The organism is Aristaeella hokkaidonensis, from assembly GCF_018128945.1.
Classification (GTDB): domain Bacteria; phylum Bacillota; class Clostridia; order Christensenellales; family Aristaeellaceae; genus Aristaeella; species Aristaeella hokkaidonensis.
Genome location: NZ_CP068393.1, coordinates 780749 through 807671, shown reverse-complemented (window position 1 = coordinate 807671; position 26923 = coordinate 780749). Strand labels below are relative to the sequence as shown.

Genomic DNA, 26923 nt, shown 5'->3' with positions numbered 1-26923 from the left:
TCCTTGCCTGTCTGGATGAGCTGGCTGAACAGAGGCGATTCTGCCGTACCGGCAACAATCATCTCCATTGCGCTGATGCTTGCTGCGGGTTTCCTGATGACCCGGATTACCAAAAAGCTGCGTCTGCCCAATGTCACCGCCTATATTGTCGGCGGTATTCTTGCGGGTCCTTTTGCCCTGAATTTAATTCCGCAGACAATAGTTGAAGGAACCTCTTTCCTTCCGGATATTGCCCTGGCTTTTATTGCCTTCAGTACCGGTGAATTTTTCCGCCTTTCCACCCTGAAAAAGAACGGCGGAAAAGTCATTACCATTACGGTGTTTGAATCCTGCGGCGCCGCCATTCTCGTTTTTCTGACCTGTCATCTGATTCTCGGTCTGAACTTTGCATTTTCAGTGGTCCTCGGCGCACTGGCCACAGCCACTGCTCCCGCTTCCACCATCATGACCATTCGTCAGACAGGCGCAAAAGGCGATTTTGTCGAAACCCTGCTTCAGGTGGTTGCCCTGGATGACGTTGTTGGCCTGGTGCTCTATTCCATGGCCATTTCCCTGGCCACCGCCGTCTTCTCCAGCACCGGATTCCACATCTCTGCTGTGCTGATTCCCCTTGGAAAAACCCTGCTGCTGCTCCTGCTCGGCTGCTTCTTCGGCCTGATTCTCAAATGGCTCGTCGGCACCCGCCGCAGTACGGACAATCGGCTGATCATTGCCATTGCCGTTTTGTTTTCCTATTGCGGCATCTGCGCGGTCATTGACGTTTCCCCGCTGCTGGGTTGTATGGCCATGGGTATGGTTTATATCAACACGACGGAAGATGAACGGATGTTCCGCCAGCTGAATTATTTCAGCCCGCCGATCCTTTTGCTCTTCTTTTTCCGCAGCGGCCTGTCTTTCGACCTGGGATCACTGTTGAACCAGTCGGAAAGCATCGGTGCCGTTCCGCTGCTGGTTGTCGGAGTCATCTATTTCATCGTCCGCATCCTTGGAAAGTATATCGGTGCCTGGTCCGGATGCCGTCTTGCCGGAAAGGCGCCCAAAGTCCGTAATTACCTGGGTCTTGCGCTGATTCCGCAAGCCGGCGTAGCCATCGGTCTGGCTGCCCTGGGTGCCCGGGAGCTCGGCGGGGAAATGGGACACGCGCTGGAAACAATCATCCTGTCATCCAGTGTCCTTTATGAGCTGATCGGTCCAGGTGCTGCCAAACTTTCTCTCTGGCTTTCCGGCTCCTATTCCAACGAACTGGAAGAGGTGGCTCCGGTTCCTGAAATCACAGAAACAGGCGAAAAGAAATCCGAGCTGGAACTGCTGATCGATCGGATCCAGAAAATCCAGAGTGAACTTCCGGTCCACTCGGAAAACGAAAATGAAAAGGCTTTTACGGAGGCTGCCGAAGAGTATTACCGGGATCAGACCCAGCCGCAGCCTCGTACCCGCCGCCGCGGTCTCCGGCGCGATATTTTCTGATTATTGACACCTTTTGAGGAGGATGTATCATGGACACTGTTTTTATCGTTAAGGATCCGATTGCCGGTCTGTTGGGAAACTGGGCAACCGATCTGACCGTGGCTTCCCTGCTGCTGAGGATCCTGCTTTCGCTGATCCTGGGAGCCATCATCGGATGGGAGCGTTCCAACAAAAGGCATTCTGCAGGCTTGCGCACCTTTATGCTGGCATTCCTGGTCGGCACACTGGTTGCCATCCTGGACAGCTACGTCTTTGCCGCTTCATCCGGTCACGCATTCTTCCTGCTCTCCGCTGGAACCATTATCGGCGCTTCCATCATCACAGTGCATTCCGTCTTTTATTCATCAAAGAACCAGATTAAAGGCCTGACCACTGCTGTCGGCCTCTGGGTGTCCATTGTCATCGGCATTTCCCTGGGCCTCGGCTGCTATACCGTTGCAATTGCCGCTTACGCCGCTCTGCTCTGTATCCTGTTCTGGTTCCCGCCGCTGGAAATTGCTTTCAACAACCACTCCAATCACTTTGAAGTCCACCTGGAGCTGACCAACAGTGTCTGCCTGCAGGATTTCGTTACCGTGATCCGCCGGCTTGGACTGACCATTGATGAAATTGAGCAGAATCCTGCCTATGTGGGCAGCGGCCTGTCCGTTTACAGCATCTCAATCACCATCAGCAGTGAAATGCTGAAGAAGTACAAAACCCATTCTGAGATTATTGAAGCCCTGAAGTCCCTGGACTATGTCTATCATATTGAGGAAATGAGAGCATAAAACCGGAGGTGGAAACATGAAAATCGTCGGAAAGATCCTGAAAGCGCTGCTCTGTATCGTCGGGATACTGATTCTGCTGCTCCTCCTGGCGGTTGGCGTGTTCACCGTTGCCGAATACCGCCCTGCCGACACGGAGGTTATCATAGCGCAGCAGGAAACTGAAGCTGTCCTGGAAACAGGCAGACCGCTGACCATCGTCTCCTGGAACTGCGGTTACGGTGCCCTGGGCGATAATGCTGATTTCTTCATGGACGGAGGATCATCCGTCTACACGGCTGATCAGGCAAGGGTGGAAAGCAACCTTGCAGGCATCCGTGACGCCCTGAAAACCCTGAATCCTGATTTCCTGATTCTGCAGGAAGTGGATATCAATTCTGCCCGCAGCCACGGGCTGGATGAACGCGCCGTCCTGCGGGAAACTCTTCCAGGCGCCAGTGAATCCTTTGCCTATAACTTCAATACGCTTTTTGTTCCCTATCCGATTCCACCGATGGGGCATGTGGAGAGCGGCCTGTATACTCTGAGCGCTGCCGTACCCGGAAGCTCGGCACGGATTTCCCTGCCGGTTCCCTTCTCCTGGCCGATCCGGCTTTTCAACCTGAAAAGATGCCTGCTGGTCAGCCGCTTCCCTGTCAAGGATTCTGACCGGGAGCTGGTACTGATCAATCTGCATCTGGAAGCCTATGATGACGGCGAAGGCAAGGAGGCCCAGGCCCGCCAGCTTACCGCCCTGATGCAGGAAGAGTATGCTAAAGGCAATTATGTTATCGCCGGCGGTGATTTCAACCAGCGCTTTACCAATATCGACCAGAGCGCTTATCCTGTATATGAAGGCATGTGGCAGCCCGGCGTGATCGATGCCGCTTCCTTCGGCAGCGACTTCACCCTGCTGATGGATAACAGCTTCCCCACCTGCCGTTCTCTGGACCGGGCCTACGCCGGTGCAGATAAAGAGGGGTTCCAGTTCTATCTGATTGACGGATTCATCGTCTCCGCAAACGTCCATGCCGAATCTGTCGAGACCCTGGATTATGGCTTCACCTGCACCGATCACAATCCTGTCCGGATGATTTTTACACTCGAATAACAGGTGGTTTTCCCATCCTTTGATCCATAAGGCCTGCCGGGTTTCTGCGCTGCGGAAACCCTTATTTTTCTTGCTTTCCGGTGCATTTTCCAGGGTGTTTCTTCATTGACAAAGCCCCTGCGGAAAGCTATACTGAATCTAAAGAAAAGCAGCTTGTTTCGCTGCGAAAAAAACATATGGAGGGTTAACCATGAAGAGATTTTTGTCTGTGATTCTTGCCCTGTCCCTGTTCCTCTCCCTGGCGGTTGTTTCCGCTCATGCGGAGGACATTACGCTGGACGTCATCATCGCCCAGTACGGCCCCAACACCCAGGAATGGTTCCTTGGATCGGGCATGGATGGTTCCAACTTCGTCGCGAAGTTTGAGGAAGCCAACCCCGGCATCAAGCTGAATCTGGAAGTTGTCTCCTGGAATGACCTGTACACGGTTGTCTCCACCCGGATTAGCAATAACAACGCGCCGGACATCCTGAATATCGACGTGTTTGCCGATTACGCGAATGAAGGCCTGCTGATGCCCGTTTCCGAGTACTGCCCGGACGAGCTGTTCCAGGACTTCTTCCCCTCCTTCATTGAGCAGTCCGTCATCGACGGAACTGTCTGGGCCGTTCCGGACCTGGCTTCTGCCCGTGCCCTGTTCTACAATGAAGACCTGCTCAAGGAAGCCGGCGTTGACAAGGTGCCGGAAACCTGGGCTGAACTGGAAGACGCTTCCCAGGCGATCCTGGATGCCTTCGGCGGCGAAGTGTATCCCTGGGGCGTTGATATGACCACCGATGAAGGTCAGGCCGCTTTCGCCTATTACACCTGGGGCAACAACGGCGGTTTCGTGGACGAGAACGGCGAATGGATCCTGAATTCCGACGCCAACGTTGAGGCCATCGAATATGCTATCGGCCTGGTAAACAAGGGCTTCACCAACCCGAACCCTGCCACCCAGACCCGTTATGACCTGCAGGATATGTTCGCTGCCGGCAAGATGGCCATGCTGATTGCCCCCAACCAGCTGCCCACCTACATCATCGACAAGGAAGGCACCGTGGTTCCCGGAACCGCTGCTCTGCCGCACAATGAAGGTGCCGGCTCCAGTTCCGTCGGCGTCATGGACCGTATCATGGCTTTCAAGGATGAAACTGCTCCCGATCAGGCTGCCCGTAACGAAGCCATCGGCAAGTTCCTGACCTTCTTCTATGATCCCGCCAATTATGTCGGCTGGGTTTCCATGGAAGGCTTCCTGCCCGCTGTGAACTCTGCTGTTGGCGCTCTGGTTGAAGCTGATCCTTCCTTCCAGGCCTGGCTGGACGTGCTGGGCGGTGCCAAGTTCTATCCCACCACCAAGGCGGAATGGAACGATGTGAAGCAGGGCGTTATCGAAGTTGAACAGCAGGCCCTCACCGGTGGCAACGTGAAGGAACTGCTGGATGCGCTGCAGGCGAAGATCACCGGTAAATAATCCTCTATCATCCGGGAGGCCGGAATACCGGCCTCCCTTTTTTACAGGAGAAGAATCATGCGTTCAGTTTTTGTCCGTCATCGTTGGGAACCCTATCTCTGGATTCTTCCCAGCATCCTGCTGATGCTGGTTTTCGTCGTATTCCCCATCGGCATTGTTTTCCGCCTGGCCTTCAGCCATATCAGCCGTGCCGGCGTTGTCGGTGGGTTTATCGGACTGAAAAACTTTCAGGACGCTGTTTCTTCCGCCGCTTTTCCTCAGGTAATGCTTAACACTGCCTTCTGGGTGGTCTCCGTTGTAGGGCTTTCTACCCTTATCGGTTTCATCTGCGCCATGGTGCTCAATCAGCCCTTCCGCGGCAGGAAGATTGCCCGGTCGATCATGGTCTTCCCCTGGGCGGCTTCCCTGGTCATTCAGGCGTCCGTATGGAACTACATCATCAAAATGGAATACGGCAACCTGAATAACATCCTGCTGAATCTGGGTTTTCTGCAGGATCCGGTGAACTGGCGTGCTTCCTATCAGATTGAATTCATCTGGGAGTGTGCCATCGGTATCATCGTTACCATTCCCTTTGTCACCTTTACCGTGCTTTCCGGCCTTCAGTCCATCGACGCGTCCTATTATGAAGCAGCCACCGTGGACGGCGCGGGCTTCTGGAAAAAGCTCCGTCATGTGACCATCCCGCTGGTGAAACCGTCCCTCACGGTTTCCACCGTGCTGAATATCATTTATGTATTCAATTCCTTCCCCATCATCTATACCATCACCAAAGGCGCTCCGGCCAACAAGACCGATACGATGGTCACCTATCTGTACATGCTCGCCTTCTATGACCAGCGGAAAGGTCCGGCCACCGCGCTCTCCGTGATCGGTTTCGTTATCCTGTGCATTGCCTCCGGCTGCTATATGCTCATCACCATGCGGAAGGAGGATAATCTCTGATGAAAAAGCTTCCTTCCGTTTCAAACTCCCGTCGGATCATTCTTCTTCTGATTCTTTCATCGCTGATCCTGACCGTCGTTTTCTGCTCTCTGTCTTTTCTGAATTTCTCCTCACAGCTGTATATTAAGCGTTCTCCCAACACTTTTGTGGGTGATGAAAAATACCAGACCGTTCGTCAGGAAGTGGAGCTCCAGCTTGAAACCTTCCGCACCCAGGGTGTGGAAGGCGACATTGACGAACAGGTCATTGAACGGGTCAACAGCAAAAATGAAACCACTTCCCTGGTCATTTTCACCATCAATGCCGCCAACAACCGGAGCGGCTGGGATCTGCTGCGTGCCGGGCTTCCCTCTTCTGTGCTGTTGATCCTGATTCTTGTTTTCTCTGCAGCCGCCTGGCTGCTCACCCTCCTGTCTGTGTTTACCGGAAACCGCGCTGCCGGAATCGGCGCCTTTATCCTGGCCCTTGCTTCCTTTTTCCTGATTCCCGTTGTCTTCAACAGGCTCAATCTGGATCTTTCCCGCACGGTGGATCTGGCACAAGCCGGCGGGAATCCCGGAGCGCTGGATCGTCTCCGGCCGGCACTCGACCGGTTCCTCTTCGACGGATCCGCCGGAGACCAGTTGGACACCCTGCTGGCCGCCCTGAAATATACCGTCTGCGCTGGCCCGTTCCTGCTGATTATCCCGGCTTTCATCACCATATGCGCCGCCATCCTGGGCGCCTGTAAGCCGCTGAAAAAGACACTTCTGCGCATTGCGCTTTATCTCAGCGTGATCCTTTTCTCGCTGTTTATCCTGTATCCCTTCTTCGTGATGTTCATCACTGCCTTCCGCAGCAATGCGGAAACAACGGATATGCATTTCCTCCGGATCCTGCCGTCCCGCTGGGTCTTCAGCAATCTCACGGATACGCTGAACCGCGGCGTCCTGCGGTATCTGGTCAACTCCCTGCTGATTGCCGGTGGTGCCACGCTCGTTGCTATGGTCTGCGGCATTCCCGCCGCCTATGCCATGGCGCGCATGGATTTCCGCGGCAAGAAAGCCTATCTCGGTTTTGTCATCATGAGCCAGATGTTCTCTCCCGTCGTGCTGCTGGTCGGCATTTCCCGCCTCATGAACACGCTGCACCTCAACGATACCCTGATGGGACTGATGTTCATCAATGCGGCTTTCAACCAGGCCTTCGCCATCTGGCTTCTCCGCGGCACCTTTGTTTCCATCTCCTCCGAGATGGAGCAGGCCGCCTGTATCGATGGCTGCAGCGTGCTCGGTGCCATGCTCCGGATTCTGCTTCCCATGGCGGCTCCCGGAATTGTCACCACGCTGATCTTTGTCTTTATCAACGCCTGGAATGAATATACCGTCTCCACCGTGCTGATCTCCACCCAGGCCAACAGGCCTATTACGGTGGGCATCACCCAGTTCTCTTCCTTCAACATGATTGAATGGCAGTATCTCTTCGCTGCGGCGCTTCTGGCAACCGTTCCTGTGGTCATCCTCTTCATGCTGATCGAAAAGCACCTGGCTGCGGGCTTGACAGCCGGCGGCGTTAAAGGATAAAACAATAGTCACTACTTTACCATCGAAAGGATGTCTCTGTACCCATGCCCTATCCTGAAATCCTGGATGCTTTTGCCCTGCCGGAAGGAGAACGTACTGCGGTTCCCTTTGGCAACGGCCATATCAACAACACATTTCTGGTCCGGATTGCCGGAACAGACAGGCAGTATATTCTCCAGCGCATCAACAGCTATGTTTTCGTCCGTCCCCGGGAAGTTATGGAAAACATTCAGCATGTGACCGCCCATCTGCGGATGAAGATCCTGGCTGCCGGAGGCGATCCGGACCGGGAGACGATTACCCTCATCCCCACCCTTTCCGGCGAATCCTGTGCGGAAGACAGCGAAGGCCAGATCTGGCGTCTTCTCCTGTTTGTGCCGGACACTTTCAGTCCCGAACTTCCGGATGATCCGGCTGTTCTGGAAGAATGCGGCCGTGCTTTCGGCCTTTTCACCCGTATGCTGGATGATTTCCCGGTTGCCTCCCTGTATGAGACCATTCACGCCTTCCACGACACCCCTTCACGTCTGTGCCAGCTGGAGGAGGCCGTCGCAAGGAATGCCTCAGGCCGTCTTCACGAAGTGGAGGAAGAACTTGCCTTCGCCCGGAGCCACGCGGATGACACCCGGCTCCTGACGGATGCCCTCGCCGCGGAAAAACTGCCCCTGCGCGTTACCCACAACGACACAAAGGTAAACAACGTGCTCCTGGATCGTAAAACTTCCAAGGCTGTCTGTGTCATCGATCTGGATACCGTAATGCCGGGGCTGCTGGCTTACGACTTTGGCGACGCCATCCGGGTGGGTGCCTGCAGTGCCGCCGAGGATGAGCAGGATCTTTCCCTGATCCGCCTGGAATTGCCAAAATACCGGGCTTTTGCCCGCGGTTTCCTTTCTTCCCTGAAGGGTGTCCTCTCCCGGGAGGAGCTGTTGTCCCTGGAAACCGGCGCCCGCCTCATGACGCTGGAAAACGGACTCCGGTTCCTTGCGGATCACCTGAACGGAGACGTCTATTTCAAAATTCACCGTCCGGGACAGAACCTGGACCGGGCCAGGGCGCAGTTTGCCCTCTTCCGGGACATGGAAAAGCACAGCACCGAGGCACGGGAAATCCTGCTGGAGCTGTACGGTGATTGAAGCGATATCTTTCAAACATAAGCTTCCCTTTGGGGGAAGCTTTTTTCTCAATTCAGCACAATACACGCCCTTATTTTTTCAAAAACAGGATGAAAAAACGTTCTCCGGCCTGTTATGATAGTTCCGGGAATAAAAGCTCAATTCTTTCCATCTATCATTTTCCTGTAATGGAGGTTGATCCTATGAGAAAAACGCTTTTCGTACTGCTCACCGTCAGCATGCTGGTTCTTTGCTGTTTCGCTCCCGCATGCGCGGAAGCAGACAACTCCGGAAACGTCTTCCTTTACGGCGAATCCCATGCGGATCCGGCCTGCCTGGAAAAGGAACTGGCCGCCTGGTCAGACTGCTATGCCGGCGGAATGCGTGACCTGTTTATTGAGCTCCCCTTCTATTCGGCTGAATACCTGAACCGGTGGATGCATGCAGATACAGATGAACTGCTGGAACTGGTCTACAACGCAATGGAAGGAACACAGATGCATTCTCCGTGTGTCCTGGATTTTTACCGGTCAATCAAATCCAGGTTCCCGGATACTGTCTTTCACGGAACCGATGTGGGGCATCAGTTCAACACCCTTGGAACCGCATATCTGGCACTGCTGGAATCCGAAGGCAGGAAGGACAGTGATCAGTACCGTTTCGCGGAAGAAGTCATTCAACAAGGCAGTACCTATTACGCAATGAAGTCTGACAATCAGGACGCGGCCTTTGTTTACAGGGAAAAACTGATGGTGGATAATTTCCTTAGGATTTATGATGCACTGGGACAAAAGGACGTCATGGGCATATACGGATCCGCCCATACAAACCTGTTTTCCCTGGATTCAACTGGATCCATACCCTGCATGGCGTCACAATTGAAGGATCTTCTCGGAAACCGTATATATTCGACCGATCTGACTAAATCCGGTATTGTCCGGTTGGAAACCGTTACCCTGAACGGAAAACAGTATGAGGCTTCCTATTTTGGAAGCAGTGATATTTCCTCCTGGTCTGCGGATTTCCTGAAACGGGATTTCTGGAGGGTGGAAGGCGCTTATGAAGACCTGAAGGATGCTCCCGGCACAGGAGACTGCCTCCCCGCCGGCAACTATATCATGGAGATCGGGCCCGGCCAGGTTTTTATCGTGGAATACACGAAAAAAGACGGTACTCTTCTGCGTCTGTATTACATTGCGGATGGAAGCAAGACCTCCGCGGGTGTTCTCAATACTTACGGGATCATCGTCAGCGAATAAAGCGGATCAAAGAAAAAAGGGCTGAAATCATTCCTGATTCCAGCCTTTTTTATGTCATTCCAGCCCTGTGAAATCCGCCATCTTCCGTACCAGCGCTTCCGCTTCCGTTTGTGTCGGTGCTTCCGCAAAGATTCGGATCCGCGGTTCCGTACCGGATGGACGGACAATCACCCATCCGTTTTCAAAATAGACTTTGCAGCCGTCCATGTAGTTGACGCGGACAACGGTCTGCTCAAAGGACGGAAGCTTCTTTTCATCCATCACCAGGTGATGAATCTGTTCCTTCTTTTCCGGAGTCAGCGCCCAGTCATATTCAGCTGCATGCATTTCACCGTAACGGCTGTACAGATCCGCTACCAGTTCGCTGAGCTTTTTCCCGCTGACGCTCAGCATCTCCACCAGCAGGCTCGCCGCATACAGGCCATCCTTGCCGGCTATATGTCCCCGGACTGTCAGGCCGCCGGACGATTCGCCGCCGATCAGTGCATTGTTGGCTTCCATCCCGGCCGAGATGTGTTTGAATCCCACGGGTACCTCGATACACTTTTCGCCGTGTGCTTCCGCGATCCTGTCCAGCAGGTGGGTAGTAGCGATATTGCGCACCGCCGGTCCTTTCCAGCCTTTCTGCTCCAGCAGGTAGGAATACAGCAGTGCCAGCGTCTCATTGGCGGTAATATAGTTTCCCTTTTCATCGATGATACCCAGCCGGTCCGCGTCGCCGTCCGTGGCAATACCTACGTCTGCGTTATGCTCCTTCACTGCGTACTGCAGGTCCACCAGCGTATCCGGGTTCGGTGCCGGCAGGTGACGGCCGAAGAAGGCGTCGTGACGGTCATTGATCACGTCCACGTCACACCGGGAGGTGTACAGGATGGTCTGCAGGCCGGTCAGGCTCACGCCGAACATCGGATCCAGCACAATCCGCAGCCGCCGTTTCCGGATCGCGTCGGTATTCACTTGCCGAAGGATGGAATCCAGGTAGGCGTCCCTCGGATCAATAATAATGATTTTCCCCTCGGTCTTCGCCGCTTCAAAATCCATGCTGCGGATTTCTCCGTCTTTCAGACTGTTGGCAGTTTCCTGAATGGATTCCGTCACGTCCTGGGCAGCGTCCCGTCCGCCGGCTGTAAACAGCTTGATACCGTTCCAGATGGCCGGGTTATGACTGGCCGTCACCATGGCGCCGTAAGGCAGCTTTCTTTCCTTCACTGTAAACATAATCTGGGGTGTCGGGCAGCTCATGTTGACAAAGTAAACCTTCACGCCTTCACCCGCCAGGACCTCGCAGAACCAGATCAGCGCCTCGCGGCTGAGGAACCGCCGGTCATACCCGACGCAAAGTCCTTCTTCCGTGCAGCCTTCCTTCTTCATTCTCCGGGCCAGCGCCGCCGCCACCCTCCGGATATTGTCCCGGGTAAATCCGTCTCCGATAACGGCTCTCCAGCCGCCTGTGCCGAATTGAATCATCTTGTGCCTCCGTTCAGATGCAATCCATCATCCTGCGGATGATGTCGTCATGCTTTTCCATTTCCTCCGTCAGCGCCATCTGGGTTCTGGTACGATCCAGATTGTGCTCCGGTCTTTCGATATGATAATAGGTGTCCCCGTTCAGGTAATCCGTCAGGAACCGTACAGCGTTTTCAAGTGTGATAATCCGGGCTCCGTCCGGCAGGGTTTCCCGTTCAGCCGCTGTCAGCCTGTCCCCGCAGGCATGGAGGAATCCTTCCGCATAAGCCTGGTACAGGTTCAGGTCCAGGCGTACCTTAGTCAGGTCCTTTTCATCCTCTTCCGCCGTGGACGCACCGAACCGGATGGAATCACCGAAGTCGTTTGCCGCCAGCCCGGGCATCACCGTGTCCAGGTCCAGGATGCACAGTGGTTCCCTCGTCTTTTCATCAAGCATGACATTGTTCAGCTTGGTATCGTTGTGCGTCACCCGCAGCGGCAGTTCCCCTGCTTTCAGCATTTTCTGCAGCAGGCCTGCCTGTTCTTCCCGCTCCAGCATAAAGTCAATTTCCTGCTGTACGCTTTTTGCACGTCCGGCCCGGTCATCCCGGATTGCCTCATGCAGAGCCAGATAGCGTTTCGGTGTGTCATGAAAACCGGGAATGGTTTCAACCAGCTGCTCTGCCGGGAAATCCGCCATCCTGTTCTGGAAGGTACCGAAGGCCTTTCCGCTGTTCCGGAAATCCGCCGCCGTCTCCGCCCGGTCCAGGCAGACGCCGCCGGTCACATATTCATACAGCCGCCACAGTTCCTTCCGGTCCTTCAGGATGTAATCCCTTCCGTCCTTCAGCTTTACCAGCGTCATCACGTGTCTGGGATCCGTATCCTTTTCCCTCAGGTGGCCTGTCACCAGCAGGATATTGTTCATCAGCCCCTCCGGATCCCGGAAGGTCTCCGTATTCACCTTTTGCAGAATATAGAGATGGGGCTGGTTGGTCACCACCAGCCAGGTCTGGTTGATATGGCCGGATCCGAAGGGAATGCATTTGATAATCGTCCCTTCCGTCCGGAACATTTCCGCCATTTCCCGCATGTTTCTTTCCCCGCTTTCAGGACTTTTTCGCAAAACACCGGCAGGAGGAACCCTCCTCCTGCCGGCAGTGTGATGGTAAATCAGTTGTTTGTATCAGTGCTTATTTGGAGGCCAGGAACGCGTCCAGCTGACGGTTCATTTCATCCACATACTCGTTGATGCCGGCCGCTTCCAGTTCAGCGATCGCCGCCGGATAGTTCTCATCAAAGTCCACATAGCCGTACATGATGGGAGCCAGTTTCTTCCAGGCTTCCAGGCAGGCGTTTTCAGTGACTTCAAATCCGGTGTTGTTGAAGGCAAAGCCCATCATCGCGGAGATCTGGGCGTCGTTGTCCCAGTTCCTGTACATCTCTTTGTACTCTTCGGTAACTTCGGGGCCGAACACCTGGTAATTGGCGTTCCGGAACATCCACTCATAGAAGAATCCTTCTCCGGCTGCGGTCTCACTGATCAGCTGCAGGCCGCCGTTCTCGTCCAGATCCCAGTCCTTGCCCTTCTCGCCGTACAGGCAGAAGAGGTAGTTGTCCTGGCTGCCCCACAGCCAAGCGAGGAACTTCAGGGCGCCTTCCGGATTCTTTGCGGAATACGGGATGCACAGCACTTCACCGCCTGCCGCGTTGACGTAGCGGGGCTTTTCGGGTGCGAGCAGGTAGTTCTTCATCACGGCGTTCGGGTCCACAGCCTTCACCTTGCCGCCGATTTCCAGTTCCTTGCCCAGGGAGCCTTCAACCCACAGATACAGTCCGGTCTGCACACGGCTGTCACGCTCGTTGTACTTGATGGCCACTTCGTCATGGTACAGGCCGTCCAGGAACATTTCACGGTTGAACTGTGCCACCTTCTTAAAGGCGTCGGTATGGGCGTAGCTGTAAGCCTTGTGGCTTTCTTCACCGAAGACCACCAGATCCTGGAACAGCCAGGTGTATTGTTCGTCAGTAAAGTTACGGGTCAGGGGCTTGAAGATGATATCTCCGGGGCCCATGTAGCCGGGCAGCTGGTCCTGCACGCGCTGGGCGTATTCACGCAGGTCTTCAGCGTCCTTCACTTCGGTCATACCGACCTGCTCCAGCAGATCCTGCCGCAGGCAGACAAACTGGAACATGGCGGAAGACGGAGCGTATGCGGACGGAATACCGTACTGAATGCCGTTGATTTTACCGCCGTTCATCTGGGTTTCCGGCAGGACGTCCTTCATGTAGTCCGGCCAGACCTTGGCGATCAGCTCGTCCAGGGGCTGGGCTTCCTTGTTGTTCACCATGGTGGGCAGGTCCGGCAGGCCGTCCCAGTACAGGTCGATGGTCTCATTGGCAGCCAGCATAACTTTCTTCTGGTCCCAGTAAGCGTCCCAGCTCAGGAACCGAAAGTTAACCTTCATGTTCAGCTCTTCCTTCACTTTTTCGGCAAAAGCGCCGTTGATGAAGTTGGAGAAAGCGTCAGTTTCTTCACCGGGATAGAGGATCGTGATTTCCTCCAGCTCGTCTGCCTGCGCCATCAGCGGCACAGCCAGGGTCAGCACCATCATCAGTGCCAGTACAACAGCCAACAGTTTCTTCATTTGTGTGTCCTCCTTCTATTTTTCATAATATGCTTAACGCATTATGAACCTTATTCAGGATCGCCGCCAGGATAATTCATCATTCCTTAACGGCTCCCATCATGATGCCCTTGACGAAGTAGCGCTGGATAAAGGGATACAGGAAGATAATCGGCCCGATGGTGATGATCGTCACAGCCATCTTGACCGTCTCCGCCGGCAGCCGGATATTGGCCGCCGCACCGGAAGGTACCCGCCCGCTGGAAACCGCGTTCACGTTGGACATGATGGAATACAGGTAATATTGCAGCGGGAACAGATCCCGGTCATCAATGAACATCAGGGCGTGCCACCAGTCGTTCCAGTAGCACAGCGCATACATCAGGCCCACCGTCAGCAGTGCGGTGACGCTCAGCGGCAGGGCAATCCTGAAGAAGATCGTCATATGGCCGGCCCCGTCTATCTTTGCCGCGTCATACAGGCTCTGGCTGATAGCCTTGAAATAGGTCCGCATCAGGAACATGTACCATACGCTGAACAATGAAGGCAGGATCAATGCCAGGATATTGTTCCGCAGTCCGTACCAGTTCACGCATACCACGTACCAGGGAATCAGGCCCGCGGAGAATATGCTGGTAAAGTTGCAGATGAAGGCAATCACATTCCGGTATTTCAGTTCCCGCAGACTGATTGCATAGGAGATCATGCAGGTAACCAGCATCGATCCGAGGGTGCCAACAACGGTCACAAAGATCGTTACCAGGTAGGATTTCAGGATTCGTGCGCCGCTGTGGGCAAAAATATAGGTGTAGGTATCCAGGCTCCATCTGCTGGGGATCAGCCGGTATCCGTCTTTGTTGATAACGTCCTCCGGCGTCAGGCTGACCGTCACCGTCAGGAGCAGCGGATAGAGGCACATCAGGCCGAACAGGCCGACAATCGTATAGGAAAGGATCTTTGCCCATCTGTCAGCGCCGCTGCGATGAATATGCCTGGAGTGATGCTTTCCGTGATGTACCGCAATACTCATCAGAACAGTCCCTCCCCGTCATTGATCTTCTTTGCCGCGCTGTTGGCAAGGAGAATCAGGATCAGGCCCATGACGCTCTGGCACAGACCGATTGCCGTACTGAAGCCGAAGCCCATCGTTTTCATGGAGGTGTAGACGTAGGTATCAATAACCGATACCGCGTCCAGCAGGGTGCCGTTCTGTCCCACCAGTCCCCAGATCATGCCCATATCGCCGTAGAAAATCCGGCCGATACTCATCAGGGTCAGGATAACCACCTGGGGTTTCAGCATCGGAATCGTCAGATACCGGATCTGCTGGAACCGGCTGGCTCCGTCGATGGTGGCTGCCTCGTACAGGCTGCCGTCAAACCCGGCCATCGCTGCCATATAAATGATGGAGTTGTAGCCGGCCCACTTCCACACGTCCAGGAAAATGACAATCGCTTTCCAGTATTTCGGTTCAGCATACCAGCGGATCGGTTGGGACCCGAAGGCCATCAGCAGTCGGTTGGCCACGCCGTTTGCACCGGTCAGGATCAGTTCTCCCGTCTTCCGGTCAATCCGGAAATTGGCTGTCATAAAGCCGTACAGGATGGCGCCCACAACGACCCAGCTCAGGAAGTAAGGGAAGAACATTGCGCTCTGGCTGATCTTTTTAAAGGGTCCGTTCTTCACTTCGTTCATCGCGATGGCGATGGTGATCGGTACGATCGTGCCGAAGATCAGACCCCAGAAGTTGATGATCAGCGTATTCTTCACCGCGTTCCAGAAATAGGGATTCCCCTTCAGGAAATAGGTGAAATTCTGAAAACCCACAAAGGGAGATCCGTATATGCCGTCCACAACGTTGTATTTGGTGAATGCCATATACATACCGCCCATGGGCAGGTAGGCAAAGGCGAGAAGAAGCAGCAGCGCGGGTACGCACATCAGATACAGCGTCCGGTTATGTTTCATTTCCCACCGGAAACCGCGGGTCATCGGCGTAACGGTTCTCTGCATGACTCTCTCCTCCTTTCAGCTGTTTTTCATCGTTTCAGGTTTCGTAGGGATCTTCGCCGATCCGGGAAACCTCTTCCCGCAGCAGGAACATTCCCGTGGTGTGGAACCGGTCTCCCCTGTCCCACACGGCGAACATGCCGCGTTCAAGGCTGTTCCGGGGCGTCAGCTTCCGGTGGTCCGCATGCTCGTCCCCGAGTACTTCCAGCCGGATCATCCGGTCCCCTTCTTCCACCGGGTAGCAGTAGAACTGCTTTTGTACCCGTACTATGTTCCGGTCGGGTTTCACAATCTCCCGCAGTCCCGGATCATACAGCCAGGATTCACTCCAGAATCCGATATAGTTGTATTCGGGATAATACCTGTCATAGAAGGCCAGTGCCTGCTCACAGCTGCTGCGCACCCGCTCCGGCGTATAGCCTTCTCCGCCCGGGATATGCAGTGCCAGCAGGAAATCGTCGTCTCCCAGGGCTTTCCGCCAGATCTTTTTATCCAGCATCACGATCTCCGGGGAAATCCTTCCCTCCGGCAGGACCCGGTTGCCCCATACGGCGTCTTCCGTCTCCATAAACTCGGTGGTAAACGCTTCCGGATCCCGTACGCCGTTCACGCCGTCGATCTGGCCGTCCCTCCGCACCCGGACACCCGCGTGCCACAGGGCCACAACCTCTCCGGTCTCCTGGTTCCGCCAGGCCTCCGGGGATCCTCCCCAGCGATATGGAATGAAGTAGAACCGGTCCAGGAAGAAAATCTGGCAGCAGTAAAAGTTCATATCCCAGGGATAATCGTCAAAATTGATGTCCCCGGTCTCCACATATTTCTTCAGCTGCTTCCGCGTCATCCGTTCCGGAATATCCTCGTCGTATTTCTCCGGGATTCCGCGGGCCCGCAGGGCTTTCCGGCCTTCCAGCACACACAGCTGGGTGTACAGGAACGCGTAGGCTTCCCTCGCGAATCCGGTCAGGCAGTCCGGCAGGGGCTGATAAAATTCCACCGCGTGACACCGGACCAGGCCGCGTACGGCATCCTGCGCCATGATGTGGGCCAGCTCCACCAGTTCCGGCACGGCGTTGGCTGCGTCCAGTGCGTCCAGCAGTGCCTGCTGTTTGGCTTCCGGCACCTGGTTTGTGTTCAGTACCTCGAGAAGTGTTTCCCGGGGCAGCAGCTCCTTCGCGTCCGTCTCCAGATCCCCGATGTGTTCTTCCATTGCTTCAGGAATCAGATCGCCCGTAACCTTCAGCAGTTCGTTCAGTCTCTCTCTTGTCATGCCTGCGGTTTCCTTTCATGCTTCCGGCGGAAATCCTCAATACTGATCACATTCCCCGTCAGCCGGGCTTCTTCCGCCGCGCAGGCCATCATATGGCTTTCGACCGATTCGTGAATATCCGTGGAGGATTCGCTCAGTTTGCCTTCCAGCATGGACAGGAAGTCTTCCACAATACCGCTGTCTCCGCCGCTGTGTCCGCTGGTGCTTTCTTCCGGACGAATAATCTCGGTTTCAGCCTCTTCCTTCCAGTTGCTTGCGAAGTGCGTGATTTCAATCACATTGTCTGCTTCGCTGGCCCGGATCTCACCGTTTTCACCCATGATCTTGATCGTCCGGGTCATCCTGTTGGTAAATCCGCTCAGGTTAAAAGTCGCGGTCACTCCGTTTGTGAAACGGAGGATGGACACCTGGTGGTCACATACATTGTTGTCGCAATGGTATACGCAGCGACCGTACGGACCTGTCCTGATCGCCTCCCGGAGTCCTTCCTCGCTCTGGTCCTCTGTCAGTACGGTGGCCGGCCAGTCTCCCGCGATCGGCAGGTAGCAGCGGTAAGCGCTGAACCGGCAGCTGTCTTTCAGCGGGCATTCCGCGCAGCGTTCCGCCGCGTTCTCCGGTGCGTTCTCCGCCTTGAAATAGGTCAGGTCACCGAAGGAGGAAATACTTTCGCATTTGCTTCCCGTCAGCCATACCATCAGGTCCATGTCATGGCAGGATTTCTGCATCACCAGCGGGCTGGCCAGGTCGCTCCGTCTCCAGTTGCCCCGTACAAAGCTGTGGGCAATGTGGAAGTTGCCGATGTTCTCGTTATGCTGGATCGTAATCACCCGGCCGATCTTTCCGTCTGTCACGGCTTTTTTCAGTGCCCGGAAAAAAGGGCTGTACCGCAGCACATGGCATACAGTCACATGCCGGCCGGTTCTCACTGCGCATTCTTCAATAGCGAGCGTTTCTTCCGGATCCGGTGAAATGGGCTTTTCCAGGAGCAGATGGTATCCTTTTTCCATCGCCGGAATAGCTTCCCGGTAATGATCCCGGTCCATTGTCGCGATGATGGCCGCGTCACCGAGCTTCGGCAGCGCCAGCAGATCCTTTCCGTTGAGGAAACGGCGTTCTGCCGGAATGCCGAACAGATCGCCCGCAATCTGGCGCTTCACTTCATCCGTTTCCGCGACAGCGGCAATCTCATGACCCATTTCCAGGGCATATTTAGCGTAAATCATTCCACGCTGCCCTGCACCGATTAATACAAACTTCATATCCGGTCTCCTGATGAAACTTTCATTTTTGTTTACTAAACATTATCATATGTTTCAATGACTGTCAACAGGGAATTTTAGTAGGCATGTGCCGTTTCTTCATTATATTAAGCCAATGTAACATATATTTTTTTGTTTCATAAACAACTTGACACACCGCCTTTCTTCCTATATCATATTGCCAGACTCCGGCGGATACACAGCGTTTGATCATACGAAACACCGGATCATCTGTTCCGTTCCCATATTGTATTTTGCCCTACCGGCAGAAAGGACGAAGCTTCATGGCGAATATCCGTGACGTGGCCCGCCTGGCCAATGTTTCCCCCGCTACTGTCTCCCGTATTCTGAATGACAATCAGATTTACAAGACGACGGATGAAACACGCGAGAGAGTGCTGCGCGCTGTGACTGAGCTTGGTTACCAGGCTCCCGTGAAAAAGCGCCCCCGGCCGGATCAGTCTGATACCTCCGGTTTTTCTGTCGGTGTGCTCCTGGCCACCACCAAAGGTAAATACAGTGATCCCTACTATCTCGCCATTCTCAGCGGCATAGAGGATGAACTTGCCCGCCTTGGCGGCACCGTTTCCGTCATCCAGACAGAGCAGGAGCTTGAGGATCAGGCCATCCTGAATCGCCTGCTGGGTGCCGGCCTTTCCGGCCTCATCATGATGCGTCCCCTGTCTGAGCCGCTGTTTGAACAGCTCCATTCCCTCATTCCGCATATTGTCGGAATTGATACCGGGCATATGCCCATTGATAACGTGGAATATGATCACCTGCGGGTCAGCAAAATGGCTGTGGAATACCTTTACAGCAAAGGGCACCGGTCCATCGGCTATATCGGCGGCAGTGTCGGGGGCGCCCCGTTGAAGCGTTCCCGCCGTTACCGCAGCTACCTGGAAACCATGGCGGATCTCGGTCTGGAGGTCAGGTCCGAATGGGTGCTGAACTGCGACTGGGATGACCGAAAGTGCGTTTCCCTTGTTGAGAAGACTTACCATGAACACGGCCTGCCCACCGCTTTCTATGCAGCCAGTGACCTGATGGCCATGGCCGCCCTGCGTGCCCTGTATCAGCTGGGGATCCGTGTTCCGGATCAGGTTGCGGTCATCGGCATGAGCAATATTGAGATGAGTCAGTATGCCAACCCACCGCTGACCACCATCGACGTCCCGGCTGTCGAAATGGGTATCACCGCCGCCCGGATCATCGCCAGCCGTGTCCGGGGAGACACCACGCTGCCCAAGCGTGTTCTGCTCCCCTCCCGCCTTATTGAGCGGGATTCCGTATGACATCCCCTTTTCTCCCCCATAAACGCAGAGCCGGCAGCGCTGCCGGCTCTGTCTTTTTTCCTTAAATTTATACTTCTGCGCTTTTTCAGATATAGTTAGAACTTCGTAATACTTTCTTTATGTTTGTATTGCATAATATGTACATGATCCAATACATAATTGAATCATATATTAAGGAGGATGGTATACCATGAAAAAACTCACCGCCCTGCTTCTGGCAATTGTTCTGCTTCTCGGCTGCGTTAGCGCCCTGGCTGACAATGTCAAAATGGACAAGCTGACCCTCGAATTTGTTCCCTCCAAGGATGCTGACGTGATTATCACCGGCACCAAGAACCTGCCCGACCTGCTCAAGGCTGAAATGGCCAACCAGGGCTATGATATCGGCGAAGTGGAAATCACCGTCGGTACCAACTACAACGCCACCGGTGAAGCCATGGGCGCCGGTTCCATCGATATCGGCTGGCTGCCCGCCGGCACCTACGTCCTCTACAGCGACGAAACAGAGGTCATCCTGACCTCCACCCGCGCCGGTCTGTCCAACGACAGTGAAAATCCTGCCGACTGGAACGGCGACGCCAACAAGACCACCGGTGACTCCAGCAATCAGGTCGGTTTCTACCGCGCCCTGATCTATGCCACTCCCTCTGCCTACGGCAAGGAACTGGCCGCCAAAGTCAACGCCGGTGAAGCCCTGACCTGGGATGACCTGAACAAGGCCAACTGGGCTGTCGGCAACAACTCCTCCTCTGCCGGATATATCTATCCCACCATGTGGCTGATGGATCACTATGACGGCAAAAAGCTCACCGATCTGGAGCATGTTTCCTTCGGCATTCAGTATGGCGACCAGTTCGCGCAGGCTGCTGCCGAGCAGGTGGACATCATCGTGTGCTACGCCGACGGCCGCCGCGACTATGAAGCCGCCTGGATGCTTCCCCTGGGCGAGACCGATCCCACCGGCAAGGCCGGCATGGGTCGTACCGACACCATCTGGAATGAGCTGAACGTTATCGGCGTCACCCCCGGTATCTACAATGACACCGTGGCCGTTACCAAGGCGAAGCCCGAGATCTACAATCCCGAGTTCATCGCGGCCATCCAGGACGCCCTGATCAACATTATCAACACTGAAGAAGGCAAGGCCATCTTCTCCGTGTACAGCCACGAAGGTTACAAGAAGGCTGTTGACAGCGATTACGACGCCACCCGTAAGGCACAGGAAGTCGTGAAGTAAGATCGCTCACCGTCCGGGCTGCTGCGTGCGTTCACGCCGCGCGGCAGCCCGGATTTTTCAGGTTTATGGATTAATTACAGGCGGCACAGCCGCAGAAGAAGGAATCTCCTTGATTGAATTCAAACATGTCAGTAAAACCTATCCCAACGGCGTAAAAGGCCTGAAAGATGTGAACCTCACCATCAATCAGGGCGAATTTGTTGCCATCATCGGCCTCAGCGGTGCGGGCAAATCCACCCTCATCCGGACCATCAACCGGATGATTGATATCACGGAGGGACAGCTGACCGTGGACGGCACAGACGTCATGACCCTGAAGGGCAAAAGTCTCCGCCGTTTCCGCCGGAAAATCGGTATGATTTTCCAGTCCTTCAACCTGGTTTCCCGCTCCACTGCCATCAAGAATGTGCTGACCTCCATGGTGCCTGATATGCCCTGGTGGAAGGTTCTGCTCGGCATTTTCAGCAAGGAGCAGAAAATGCATGCCCTGGAGGCGCTGGATAAAGTCGGCATCCTGGACAAGGCTTATACCCGCTGCGACCAGCTTTCCGGCGGTCAGCAGCAGCGCGTTGCCCTGGCCCGCACCCTGAACCAGACGCCCACCATCATCCTGGCGGATGAACCTGTGGCCGCGCTGGATCCTGTCACTGCCCATCAGGTCATGGGTGACTTCAAGCGCATCAATGAAGAAATGAACATTTCCATCCTGATCAATATTCATCATGTGGACCTGGCGCTCAAATACGCTACCCGCCTGATCGGTATCCGCGCAGGTGAAATTGTTTACGACGGGCCTGTGGATCAGGTTACCCAGGAGATTCTGGATTCCATCTACAACGGTGCTTCCATTCCCCAGGCGGGCGATTGAGGAGGCGGCATATGAAAAAGAAAGCCGCGGCGGGATACCGTGTCCCGCTTTTCGACCGCGTTTTCAAACCCAAAACCATCCGTCTGTCCAACGGTCACAGCGTACAGCGGCCCCGATCCCGGATGCCGCTGATTGCCGTGCTGCTGGTTGCCATGGTCTGGCTGAGCATCAAGCTGACCGGTTTTGACCTGGGCATCATTGCCCGGCGGGGTCATCAGTTTGTCGTCATCCTGAGCCAGATCTTCTCCCCGGATATCTTCAATATCCAGGAGTCCACTTTCACAAAATTCGGCATGGATCCCGGTACCGTCAGCCTGCTGTCCGTCTTCGACGGCCGCTGGTGGCAGGCGCTCTGGCATACCATGACCGGATCCTTCGCGCCGAAGGTTTTCAGCCCGCTCTGGGATACGCTTCGTATGTCCATCCTGGGCTCCTTCATCGGCGCCACGCTGGCACTGCCGCTGGCCGTTGCGGCCTCCACCAATATTAACCGCAACAAGGCCACCGTATCCGTAATCCGGCTGCTGCTGAATATTCTCCGCACGCTGCCCACCCTGGTGGTTGCGAAGATCTTTGCCCTGATCTTCGGCCTGGGCACCTTCGCCGGCACCCTGGCCATCCTGGTTTTCACCCTCGGCGTCATCTGCAAGATGATGTATGAATCCATCGAAACCATCGATATGGGCGCCTTTGAGGCCATGGAATCCTTCGGAGCCACCAAGCTGCAGGGCTTCTGGTCCGCCAGTATGAAACAGATCCTGCCCACTTATCTGAGCTACAGCCTCTACGCGCTTGAAATGAACGTGCGGGCAGCTTCCATTCTCGGATATGTCGGTGCGGGCGGTCTGGGTCTGCTGATTGACGAGCGGATCGGCTGGCGTGATTATAACGGTCTCGGCACGGTGTTGCTGATGCTCTTTATCCTTGTTGTCAGCATTGAGAGCCTCAGCCAGTACCTGCGCAAAAAGCTGAGTTAAGGAGGGCGGAAACATGAGTGAAAAGAATAAAATCCCGGTTGTTCCCCGCCCTCTGAGCATAGAGGAAACCTACGCACAGCGCCCGCGCCGCTGGTGGCTGTACACGCTGGTTGTAATCATCGTTGCGCTGCTGCTGGTCTGGTCCGCCAGCGGTGTGGAATTCAAAGGCATCGCCACAAAGGGATCTGAAGTTGCCCGCGGTATTGCCACAGGCCTGACCCATCCGGACTGGAACCTGCTGCTGGGGCGGATTACGGAGGATACCTCCGTCACAGAGATCGCCGGCATCACCATTTCCACGGAAGGCGTGCCCTATCTGCTTTTCCAGACCATCGCCATCGCCTTCCTCGGTACGTTGATCGGCGGTATCCTGGCCATTCCCTTCAGCTTCCTGGCCTGTGACCGGATTGTCCCCAAATGGCTTGCCCGCATCTTCCGCGTGCTGATCCTGCTCATCCGTACCATTCCCAGTCTGGTCTGGGCGCTGGTCTGGATCCGCGTCACCGGTCCCAACGCCTTCTGCGGTGTTGTCACCCAGAGCGTCTGTTCCATCGGTATGATCAGCAAGATGTACATCACCGCCATCGAGGATCTGGATGTACGTATTCTGGAATCCCTGGACGCCTCCGGCTGCTCCGGTTTCCAGAAGATCCGCTGCGGCATCATGCCCCAGATCATTCCGAATTTCATTTCCACAGTAATTTACCGGTTCGATATCAACATGAAGGATGCCACAACTCTGGGCATCGTCGGCGCCGGCGGTATCGGCGCCCCGCTGATCCAGTGCATCACTTCCAGCCGCTGGAGCATGGTCGGTGCCTATCTCTTCGGCATGATCCTGCTGATGCTTGTGATTGAGTGGCTTTCCACCCGGATCCGGAACCGTCTGACGAGAGGCTGATATGGCACCGCTGCTGACTGTATATTTCACATCGGATATCCATGGATATCTGTATCCCACAAACTTCCAGAATAAGGAGCCCCAGCCCATGGGGCTTCTTTCCATGCGCTTCCCCAAGGATGAGAACACGCTCGTCATCGATGGCGGCGATATGCTTCAGGGTTCTCCCCTGACTTATTTCGGCCGTTCCGAGGGTGTTGACATACCGATTGCCCGGGCCATGAATGCCCGGGGATATGATTACGTCACCCTCGGCAATCACGATTTCAATTACGGCCGTGAAAATCTTCTTCGCTATCTCCGTGAGCTGGATGCCCAGTGTCTCTGTGCCAATGTGGATGATCTCCGCGGGGAGCTTCCGCTGCTACCCTGTGCCGTCCGTACTCTCGGCAACGGCCTTCGTGTCGGTCTTGTCGGGCTGGTAACCGACTGGATCAACCGCTGGGAGAAGCCTGAAAACCTGGTGGACTTTTCCGTTGTTTCCCCGCTGGAACGCGCGAAAGCCGCCGTGGCCTCCCTGGAGTGTGACGTGCTCATCGGCATTTATCACGGCGGAATCGAGCGGGATCCGGAAACCGGGAAGTTGCTCTCATCCACGGATGAAAACATTGCCTGCCGCCTGTGCGAGGAGCTCCCCTTTGACCTGCTGCTGACCGGTCACCAGCACATCCCGCTGGCCGGTGCACGCTGGCACAATACTCACCTTGTCCAGACGCCCTGCAATGCCGCCTCGTATATCCGGGTGGAAATGTACGCGGACCGGCACTTTACTTCTGAGTTGTGTCCTGTTCCGGATCATGCGGAATATACGCCGGAAGAGGCCGCCCTGTTCGGCCGGCTGAATGAATGGCTGGACCATCCCATCGGTCACCTTTCCCGTTCCCTCTGGCCGGAAGACAAGCTGAAAATGGCAATGGAAGGATCTCCGATTGCGGATTTCTTCAATCAGGTTCAGCTCTGGGCGTCCGGTGCCTGCGTCAGCTGCACCTGCCTGGCCAATTCCGTCCGCGGCTTTGACAAAAATGTAACTGTCCGGGATGTGGTGGCCACCTACGTCTATCCCAACACCCTCAAAGTGCTGGAAGTCACCGGTTCCATCCTTCGTCAGGGGCTGGAGCAGTGCGCCCGGTATTTTGACCGGGATGCGCAGGGGCATCTTGCCATCAGTGAAGCCTTTCTCCGGCCGAAGGAAGCGCATTTCAATTACGATTATTTTGCCGGGATCGAATACACCTTTAACCTCACCCGTCCCGCGGGTCGGCGGGTGGTTTCCCTTACCTGTGAAGGCCGGCCTGTACAGGATTCAGACACCTTCACCCTTTGTATGTGCGATTACCGTGCCACCGGCGCAGGAGACTTCGACTTTTATCTCTCCTGCCCGGTCGTCCGGGATATCCAGACGGACATTACTGAACTGATCCTGCGGTATCTGGAGGAGCATGACCCTGTTGAGATCCCTTCCGGCCATCCGCTGACCGTTCTGACCTGACGATTACAGACAGGATTGTTTATGAAAAGAATTCTCATTACCAATGATGACGGCATCCGTTCCTCCGGCATTATCCGCCTGGTTGAAGCAGCCCGTGCCCTCGGAGAAGTGACGGTTATTGCTCCTGACCGGGAACACAGTGCCAAGGCCCACAGCATTTCCATCCTGGAGCCGGTCGATTTTATGCCCTATGCGTTTCCGGTTCCGGGCGTAACCGCCTGGGTCTGCAGCGGCACGCCTTCAGACTGTGTGCGCGTCGGCCTGGCATATCTCCTTCCGCAGAAACCGGATCTGGTTCTTTCCGGTATCAATTGCGGTTTTAACATCGCCTCTGATATTCAGTATTCCGCTACTGTGGGTGCCGCGCTGGAAGCCGCCCATCAGGGAATCCCTGCTGCTGCTTTCTCGGAACCCTATAATCCGGATCACTCGGTCACAGACCGTTTTCTTCCCGACGTTCTGGAGCTTCTGGAGGAGTTGTTGCCCGGGCGGGACGAAATCCTCAATATCAATTTCCCGCTCGCTTCCTGCAACGGCATTCTCACCGGCCGCACCGTATCCTCCGGCTCTATGTTCCGTGGAAGCTATCAGCTTACGGAGCATCTTCCGGGCGGCGGTCTCCGCCTTTCCGCGGAGTGGGTGCCGGATGACGCCTGTGACGACGGCTCTGATTTCCGGGCCGTTCTGGATCATTACATTTCCATCGGCGTCGTCCGGAATATCGGTTAATCAGCAGAATATAACAAAGAGCCGGCCAGAAGGCCGGCTCTGTTTTTGTCTGTGTCTGCAGGCAGTTTCCGGATCAGGTTGCCAGCAGGTGCGCGCATTCGCTGCGGAAAGAGATGTACGCCTCGTCTCCCACCTGATAGGTTTTCCGGCCGATCGGGCAGTTGTCAGCGATTTTCACCAGCGTATCGCCGACCCGCACATGGTAGTTCTGGTAGGAACCCATGAAGCAGCTCAGCTCCACCTTGCAGGGCAGCTGTCCCTGGTCGGCAATCTCAATCGCTTCCGGGCGAAGGACAATCTCGGCGCTGCCGATCGTATCCCTTTCGGACAGGACTTTGACCGGATGTCCGTAGACGTCGGCGATCACATCGTTTCCTTCCCTGCCGGTCACTGTACACGGCAGGAAATTGCACTCGCCGATAAAGTCGGCGACAAACTCGCTGTTTGGATGATAATAGATCTCCGTCGGGGAACCCATCTGGGCAATGACGCCGCCCTTCATCAGGATGATGTTGTCGGAGATGGCCATTGCTTCGCTCTGGTCATGGGTCACGTAAATAGCGGTGATGCCCAGCGCCTGCTGGATGCGGCGGATTTCCGTACGCATCTGTACCCTCAGCTTCGCGTCCAGGTTGCTCAGTGGTTCGTCGAAAAGCAGCACGCCGGGTTCCACAACCAGCGCCCGTGCCAGTGCCACGCGCTGCTGCTGTCCGCCGGAAAGCTGGTTGGTCATCCGCTGTTCCATATCGGATAGTTCCACCAGCTTCAGGATGTTCGTGACTCTTTCCTGGATTTCATCCTTCGGCACTTTCCGCAGGCGCAGTCCGTAGGCCACATTGTCAAACACATTGTAGTGCGGGAAAAGCGCATAGCTCTGGAAAACCATGGCCGTGTCGCGCTTGTTGGGCGTCAGCTCGTTGATCGGCTCCCCGCCCAGGTAAATTTCTCCCTCGTCCGGGCTTTCAAAGCCAGCGATCATGCGCAGGGTCGTCGTCTTGCCGCAGCCGGAGGGGCCCAGCAGCGTCACGAAGCTTCCGGGTTCAATGTCCAGGGCCACGTCGTGCACGGCATAGAAATCCTTTCCCGTCTTGGGATCCTTGTAGATCTTTGAAATATGATCCAGGCGAACTCCCTTGGGCTCTTTTTTGTTCGCTGCCATA

The 26923-nt window shown here is 55.2% G+C and carries 23 protein-coding genes; 15 read left to right on the top strand and 8 right to left on the bottom strand.

Features of this window, described 5'->3' with window-relative positions; translation table 11 throughout:
• Positions 1–3 precede the first annotated feature (3 nt).
• From JYE49_RS03735 to JYE49_RS03700, 8 genes are all read left to right on the top strand, one after another.
• On the top strand, positions 4–1467 hold the full coding sequence (locus JYE49_RS03735; RefSeq protein WP_283399297.1) for a cation:proton antiporter: 1464 nt from the start codon (positions 4–6) through the stop codon (positions 1465–1467).
• Positions 1468–1496: 29 nt separating this feature from the next.
• Positions 1497–2237, top strand: a complete 741-nt coding sequence (locus JYE49_RS03730) for an MgtC/SapB family protein (RefSeq protein ID WP_093956129.1) — start codon at positions 1497–1499, stop codon at positions 2235–2237.
• 16 nt (positions 2238–2253) lie between these two features.
• Complete coding sequence (locus JYE49_RS03725) at positions 2254–3324, top strand: endonuclease/exonuclease/phosphatase family protein (RefSeq protein WP_093956128.1); 1071 nt, start codon at positions 2254–2256, stop codon at positions 3322–3324.
• 190 nt (positions 3325–3514) lie between these two features.
• Positions 3515–4777: an extracellular solute-binding protein gene (locus JYE49_RS03720; protein WP_093956127.1), complete on the top strand. Its 1263-nt coding sequence runs from the start codon at positions 3515–3517 to the stop codon at positions 4775–4777.
• A gap of 57 nt (positions 4778–4834) precedes the next feature.
• Complete coding sequence (locus JYE49_RS03715; protein ID WP_093956126.1) at positions 4835–5722, top strand: carbohydrate ABC transporter permease; 888 nt, start codon at positions 4835–4837, stop codon at positions 5720–5722.
• Positions 5722–7284, top strand: a complete 1563-nt coding sequence (locus tag JYE49_RS03710) for a carbohydrate ABC transporter permease (RefSeq protein ID WP_283399296.1) — start codon at positions 5722–5724, stop codon at positions 7282–7284. The genes JYE49_RS03715 and JYE49_RS03710 overlap by 1 nt, the downstream gene beginning before the upstream one ends.
• 44 nt (positions 7285–7328) lie before the next feature.
• Positions 7329–8420 (top strand): phosphotransferase enzyme family protein, encoded by a 1092-nt coding sequence (locus JYE49_RS03705; RefSeq protein WP_093956125.1) that lies wholly within the window; start codon positions 7329–7331, stop codon positions 8418–8420.
• 182 nt (positions 8421–8602) lie between these two features.
• A complete protein-coding gene (locus tag JYE49_RS03700) occupies positions 8603–9658 on the top strand; it encodes a TraB/GumN family protein (RefSeq protein ID WP_093956124.1) in 1056 nt (351 codons plus the stop codon).
• Positions 9659–9712: 54 nt separating this feature from the next.
• Here the strand turns inward: JYE49_RS03700 and JYE49_RS03695 are convergent, their stop codons facing one another.
• The 7 genes from JYE49_RS03695 to JYE49_RS03665 all read right to left on the bottom strand — a co-directional run bounded on the left by JYE49_RS03695 (position 9713) and on the right by JYE49_RS03665 (position 18267).
• Positions 9713–11125, bottom strand: a complete 1413-nt coding sequence (locus JYE49_RS03695; RefSeq protein WP_093956123.1) for a phosphoglucomutase/phosphomannomutase family protein — start codon at positions 11123–11125, stop codon at positions 9713–9715.
• A gap of 13 nt (positions 11126–11138) precedes the next feature.
• A complete protein-coding gene (locus tag JYE49_RS03690) occupies positions 11139–12188 on the bottom strand; it encodes a phosphotransferase enzyme family protein (protein WP_369413337.1) in 1050 nt (349 codons plus the stop codon).
• A 109-nt stretch (positions 12189–12297) separates the two neighbouring features.
• The gene (locus JYE49_RS03685; RefSeq protein WP_093956121.1) at positions 12298–13752 is read right to left on the bottom strand and encodes an ABC transporter substrate-binding protein; all 1455 of its coding nucleotides are present in this window, start codon (positions 13750–13752) and stop codon (positions 12298–12300) included.
• A gap of 79 nt (positions 13753–13831) precedes the next feature.
• Entirely contained in the window at positions 13832–14761 is a 930-nt protein-coding gene (locus tag JYE49_RS03680; protein WP_093956120.1) for a carbohydrate ABC transporter permease, read from the bottom strand.
• Entirely contained in the window at positions 14761–15744 is a 984-nt protein-coding gene (locus tag JYE49_RS03675) for an ABC transporter permease (protein WP_093956119.1), read from the bottom strand. Before JYE49_RS03675 ends, JYE49_RS03680 begins: the two co-directional genes overlap by 1 nt.
• Positions 15745–15778: 34 nt before the next feature.
• Positions 15779–17008 (bottom strand): acyltransferase domain-containing protein, encoded by a 1230-nt coding sequence (locus JYE49_RS03670; protein WP_093956118.1) that lies wholly within the window; start codon positions 17006–17008, stop codon positions 15779–15781.
• Positions 17005–18267 (bottom strand): Gfo/Idh/MocA family protein, encoded by a 1263-nt coding sequence (locus tag JYE49_RS03665; protein ID WP_093956117.1) that lies wholly within the window; start codon positions 18265–18267, stop codon positions 17005–17007. The genes JYE49_RS03670 and JYE49_RS03665 overlap by 4 nt, the downstream gene beginning before the upstream one ends.
• A 284-nt stretch (positions 18268–18551) precedes the next feature.
• Between JYE49_RS03665 and JYE49_RS03660 the strand changes: the two genes are divergently transcribed.
• The 7 genes from JYE49_RS03660 to surE all read left to right on the top strand — a co-directional run bounded on the left by JYE49_RS03660 (position 18552) and on the right by surE (position 25763).
• A complete protein-coding gene (locus tag JYE49_RS03660; RefSeq protein WP_093956116.1) occupies positions 18552–19562 on the top strand; it encodes a LacI family DNA-binding transcriptional regulator in 1011 nt (336 codons plus the stop codon).
• 190 nt (positions 19563–19752) lie between these two features.
• Entirely contained in the window at positions 19753–20799 is a 1047-nt protein-coding gene (locus tag JYE49_RS03655) for a phosphate/phosphite/phosphonate ABC transporter substrate-binding protein (protein WP_093956115.1), read from the top strand.
• 109 nt (positions 20800–20908) lie between these two features.
• Entirely contained in the window at positions 20909–21667 is a 759-nt protein-coding gene (gene phnC, locus JYE49_RS03650) for a phosphonate ABC transporter ATP-binding protein (RefSeq protein WP_093956114.1), read from the top strand.
• 11 nt (positions 21668–21678) lie between these two features.
• Positions 21679–22644, top strand: coding sequence for a phosphonate ABC transporter, permease protein PhnE (gene phnE / locus JYE49_RS03645; protein ID WP_283399295.1), 966 nt, complete (start codon positions 21679–21681; stop codon positions 22642–22644).
• Between the two features lie 13 nt (positions 22645–22657).
• Positions 22658–23545, top strand: a complete 888-nt coding sequence (locus JYE49_RS03640; protein ID WP_093956113.1) for a PhnE/PtxC family ABC transporter permease — start codon at positions 22658–22660, stop codon at positions 23543–23545.
• Position 23546: 1 nt separating this feature from the next.
• On the top strand, positions 23547–25034 hold the full coding sequence (locus JYE49_RS03635; RefSeq protein WP_093956112.1) for a bifunctional metallophosphatase/5'-nucleotidase: 1488 nt from the start codon (positions 23547–23549) through the stop codon (positions 25032–25034).
• A 21-nt stretch (positions 25035–25055) separates the two neighbouring features.
• Positions 25056–25763, top strand: a complete 708-nt coding sequence (gene surE / locus JYE49_RS03630; protein ID WP_093956111.1) for a 5'/3'-nucleotidase SurE — start codon at positions 25056–25058, stop codon at positions 25761–25763.
• 73 nt (positions 25764–25836) lie between these two features.
• Here the strand turns inward: surE and JYE49_RS03625 are convergent, their stop codons facing one another.
• The gene (locus JYE49_RS03625) at positions 25837–26922 is read right to left on the bottom strand and encodes an ABC transporter ATP-binding protein (RefSeq protein ID WP_093956110.1); all 1086 of its coding nucleotides are present in this window, start codon (positions 26920–26922) and stop codon (positions 25837–25839) included.
• Between the last annotated feature and the right edge of the window lies 1 nt (position 26923).

Bases quoted from the DNA above. Each gene is read 5' to 3' on its own strand.
- JYE49_RS03675 (WP_093956119.1), bottom strand. From the start codon at position 15,744: ATGCAGAGAACCGTTACGCCGATGACCCGCGGTTTCCGGTGGGAAATG.
- JYE49_RS03720 (WP_093956127.1), top strand. From the start codon at position 3,515: ATGAAGAGATTTTTGTCTGTGATTCTTGCCCTGTCCCTGTTCCTCTCC.
- JYE49_RS03700 (WP_093956124.1), top strand. From the start codon at position 8,603: ATGAGAAAAACGCTTTTCGTACTGCTCACCGTCAGCATGCTGGTTCTT.
- JYE49_RS03635 (WP_093956112.1), top strand. From the start codon at position 23,547: ATGGCACCGCTGCTGACTGTATATTTCACATCGGATATCCATGGATAT.
- JYE49_RS03640 (WP_093956113.1), top strand. From the start codon at position 22,658: ATGAGTGAAAAGAATAAAATCCCGGTTGTTCCCCGCCCTCTGAGCATA.
- JYE49_RS03730 (WP_093956129.1), top strand. From the start codon at position 1,497: ATGGACACTGTTTTTATCGTTAAGGATCCGATTGCCGGTCTGTTGGGA.
- JYE49_RS03680 (WP_093956120.1), bottom strand. From the start codon at position 14,761: ATGAGTATTGCGGTACATCACGGAAAGCATCACTCCAGGCATATTCAT.
- JYE49_RS03695 (WP_093956123.1), bottom strand. From the start codon at position 11,125: ATGATTCAATTCGGCACAGGCGGCTGGAGAGCCGTTATCGGAGACGGA.
- JYE49_RS03705 (WP_093956125.1), top strand. From the start codon at position 7,329: ATGCCCTATCCTGAAATCCTGGATGCTTTTGCCCTGCCGGAAGGAGAA.
- JYE49_RS03715 (WP_093956126.1), top strand. From the start codon at position 4,835: ATGCGTTCAGTTTTTGTCCGTCATCGTTGGGAACCCTATCTCTGGATT.
- JYE49_RS03685 (WP_093956121.1), bottom strand. From the start codon at position 13,752: ATGAAGAAACTGTTGGCTGTTGTACTGGCACTGATGATGGTGCTGACC.
- JYE49_RS03670 (WP_093956118.1), bottom strand. From the start codon at position 17,008: ATGACAAGAGAGAGACTGAACGAACTGCTGAAGGTTACGGGCGATCTG.
- JYE49_RS03665 (WP_093956117.1), bottom strand. From the start codon at position 18,267: ATGAAGTTTGTATTAATCGGTGCAGGGCAGCGTGGAATGATTTACGCT.
- JYE49_RS03625 (WP_093956110.1), bottom strand. From the start codon at position 26,922: ATGGCAGCGAACAAAAAAGAGCCCAAGGGAGTTCGCCTGGATCATATT.
- JYE49_RS03710 (WP_283399296.1), top strand. From the start codon at position 5,722: ATGAAAAAGCTTCCTTCCGTTTCAAACTCCCGTCGGATCATTCTTCTT.
- phnE (WP_283399295.1), top strand. From the start codon at position 21,679: ATGAAAAAGAAAGCCGCGGCGGGATACCGTGTCCCGCTTTTCGACCGC.
- JYE49_RS03660 (WP_093956116.1), top strand. From the start codon at position 18,552: ATGGCGAATATCCGTGACGTGGCCCGCCTGGCCAATGTTTCCCCCGCT.
- JYE49_RS03655 (WP_093956115.1), top strand. From the start codon at position 19,753: ATGAAAAAACTCACCGCCCTGCTTCTGGCAATTGTTCTGCTTCTCGGC.
- JYE49_RS03690 (WP_369413337.1), bottom strand. From the start codon at position 12,188: ATGGCGGAAATGTTCCGGACGGAAGGGACGATTATCAAATGCATTCCC.
- surE (WP_093956111.1), top strand. From the start codon at position 25,056: ATGAAAAGAATTCTCATTACCAATGATGACGGCATCCGTTCCTCCGGC.
- JYE49_RS03725 (WP_093956128.1), top strand. From the start codon at position 2,254: ATGAAAATCGTCGGAAAGATCCTGAAAGCGCTGCTCTGTATCGTCGGG.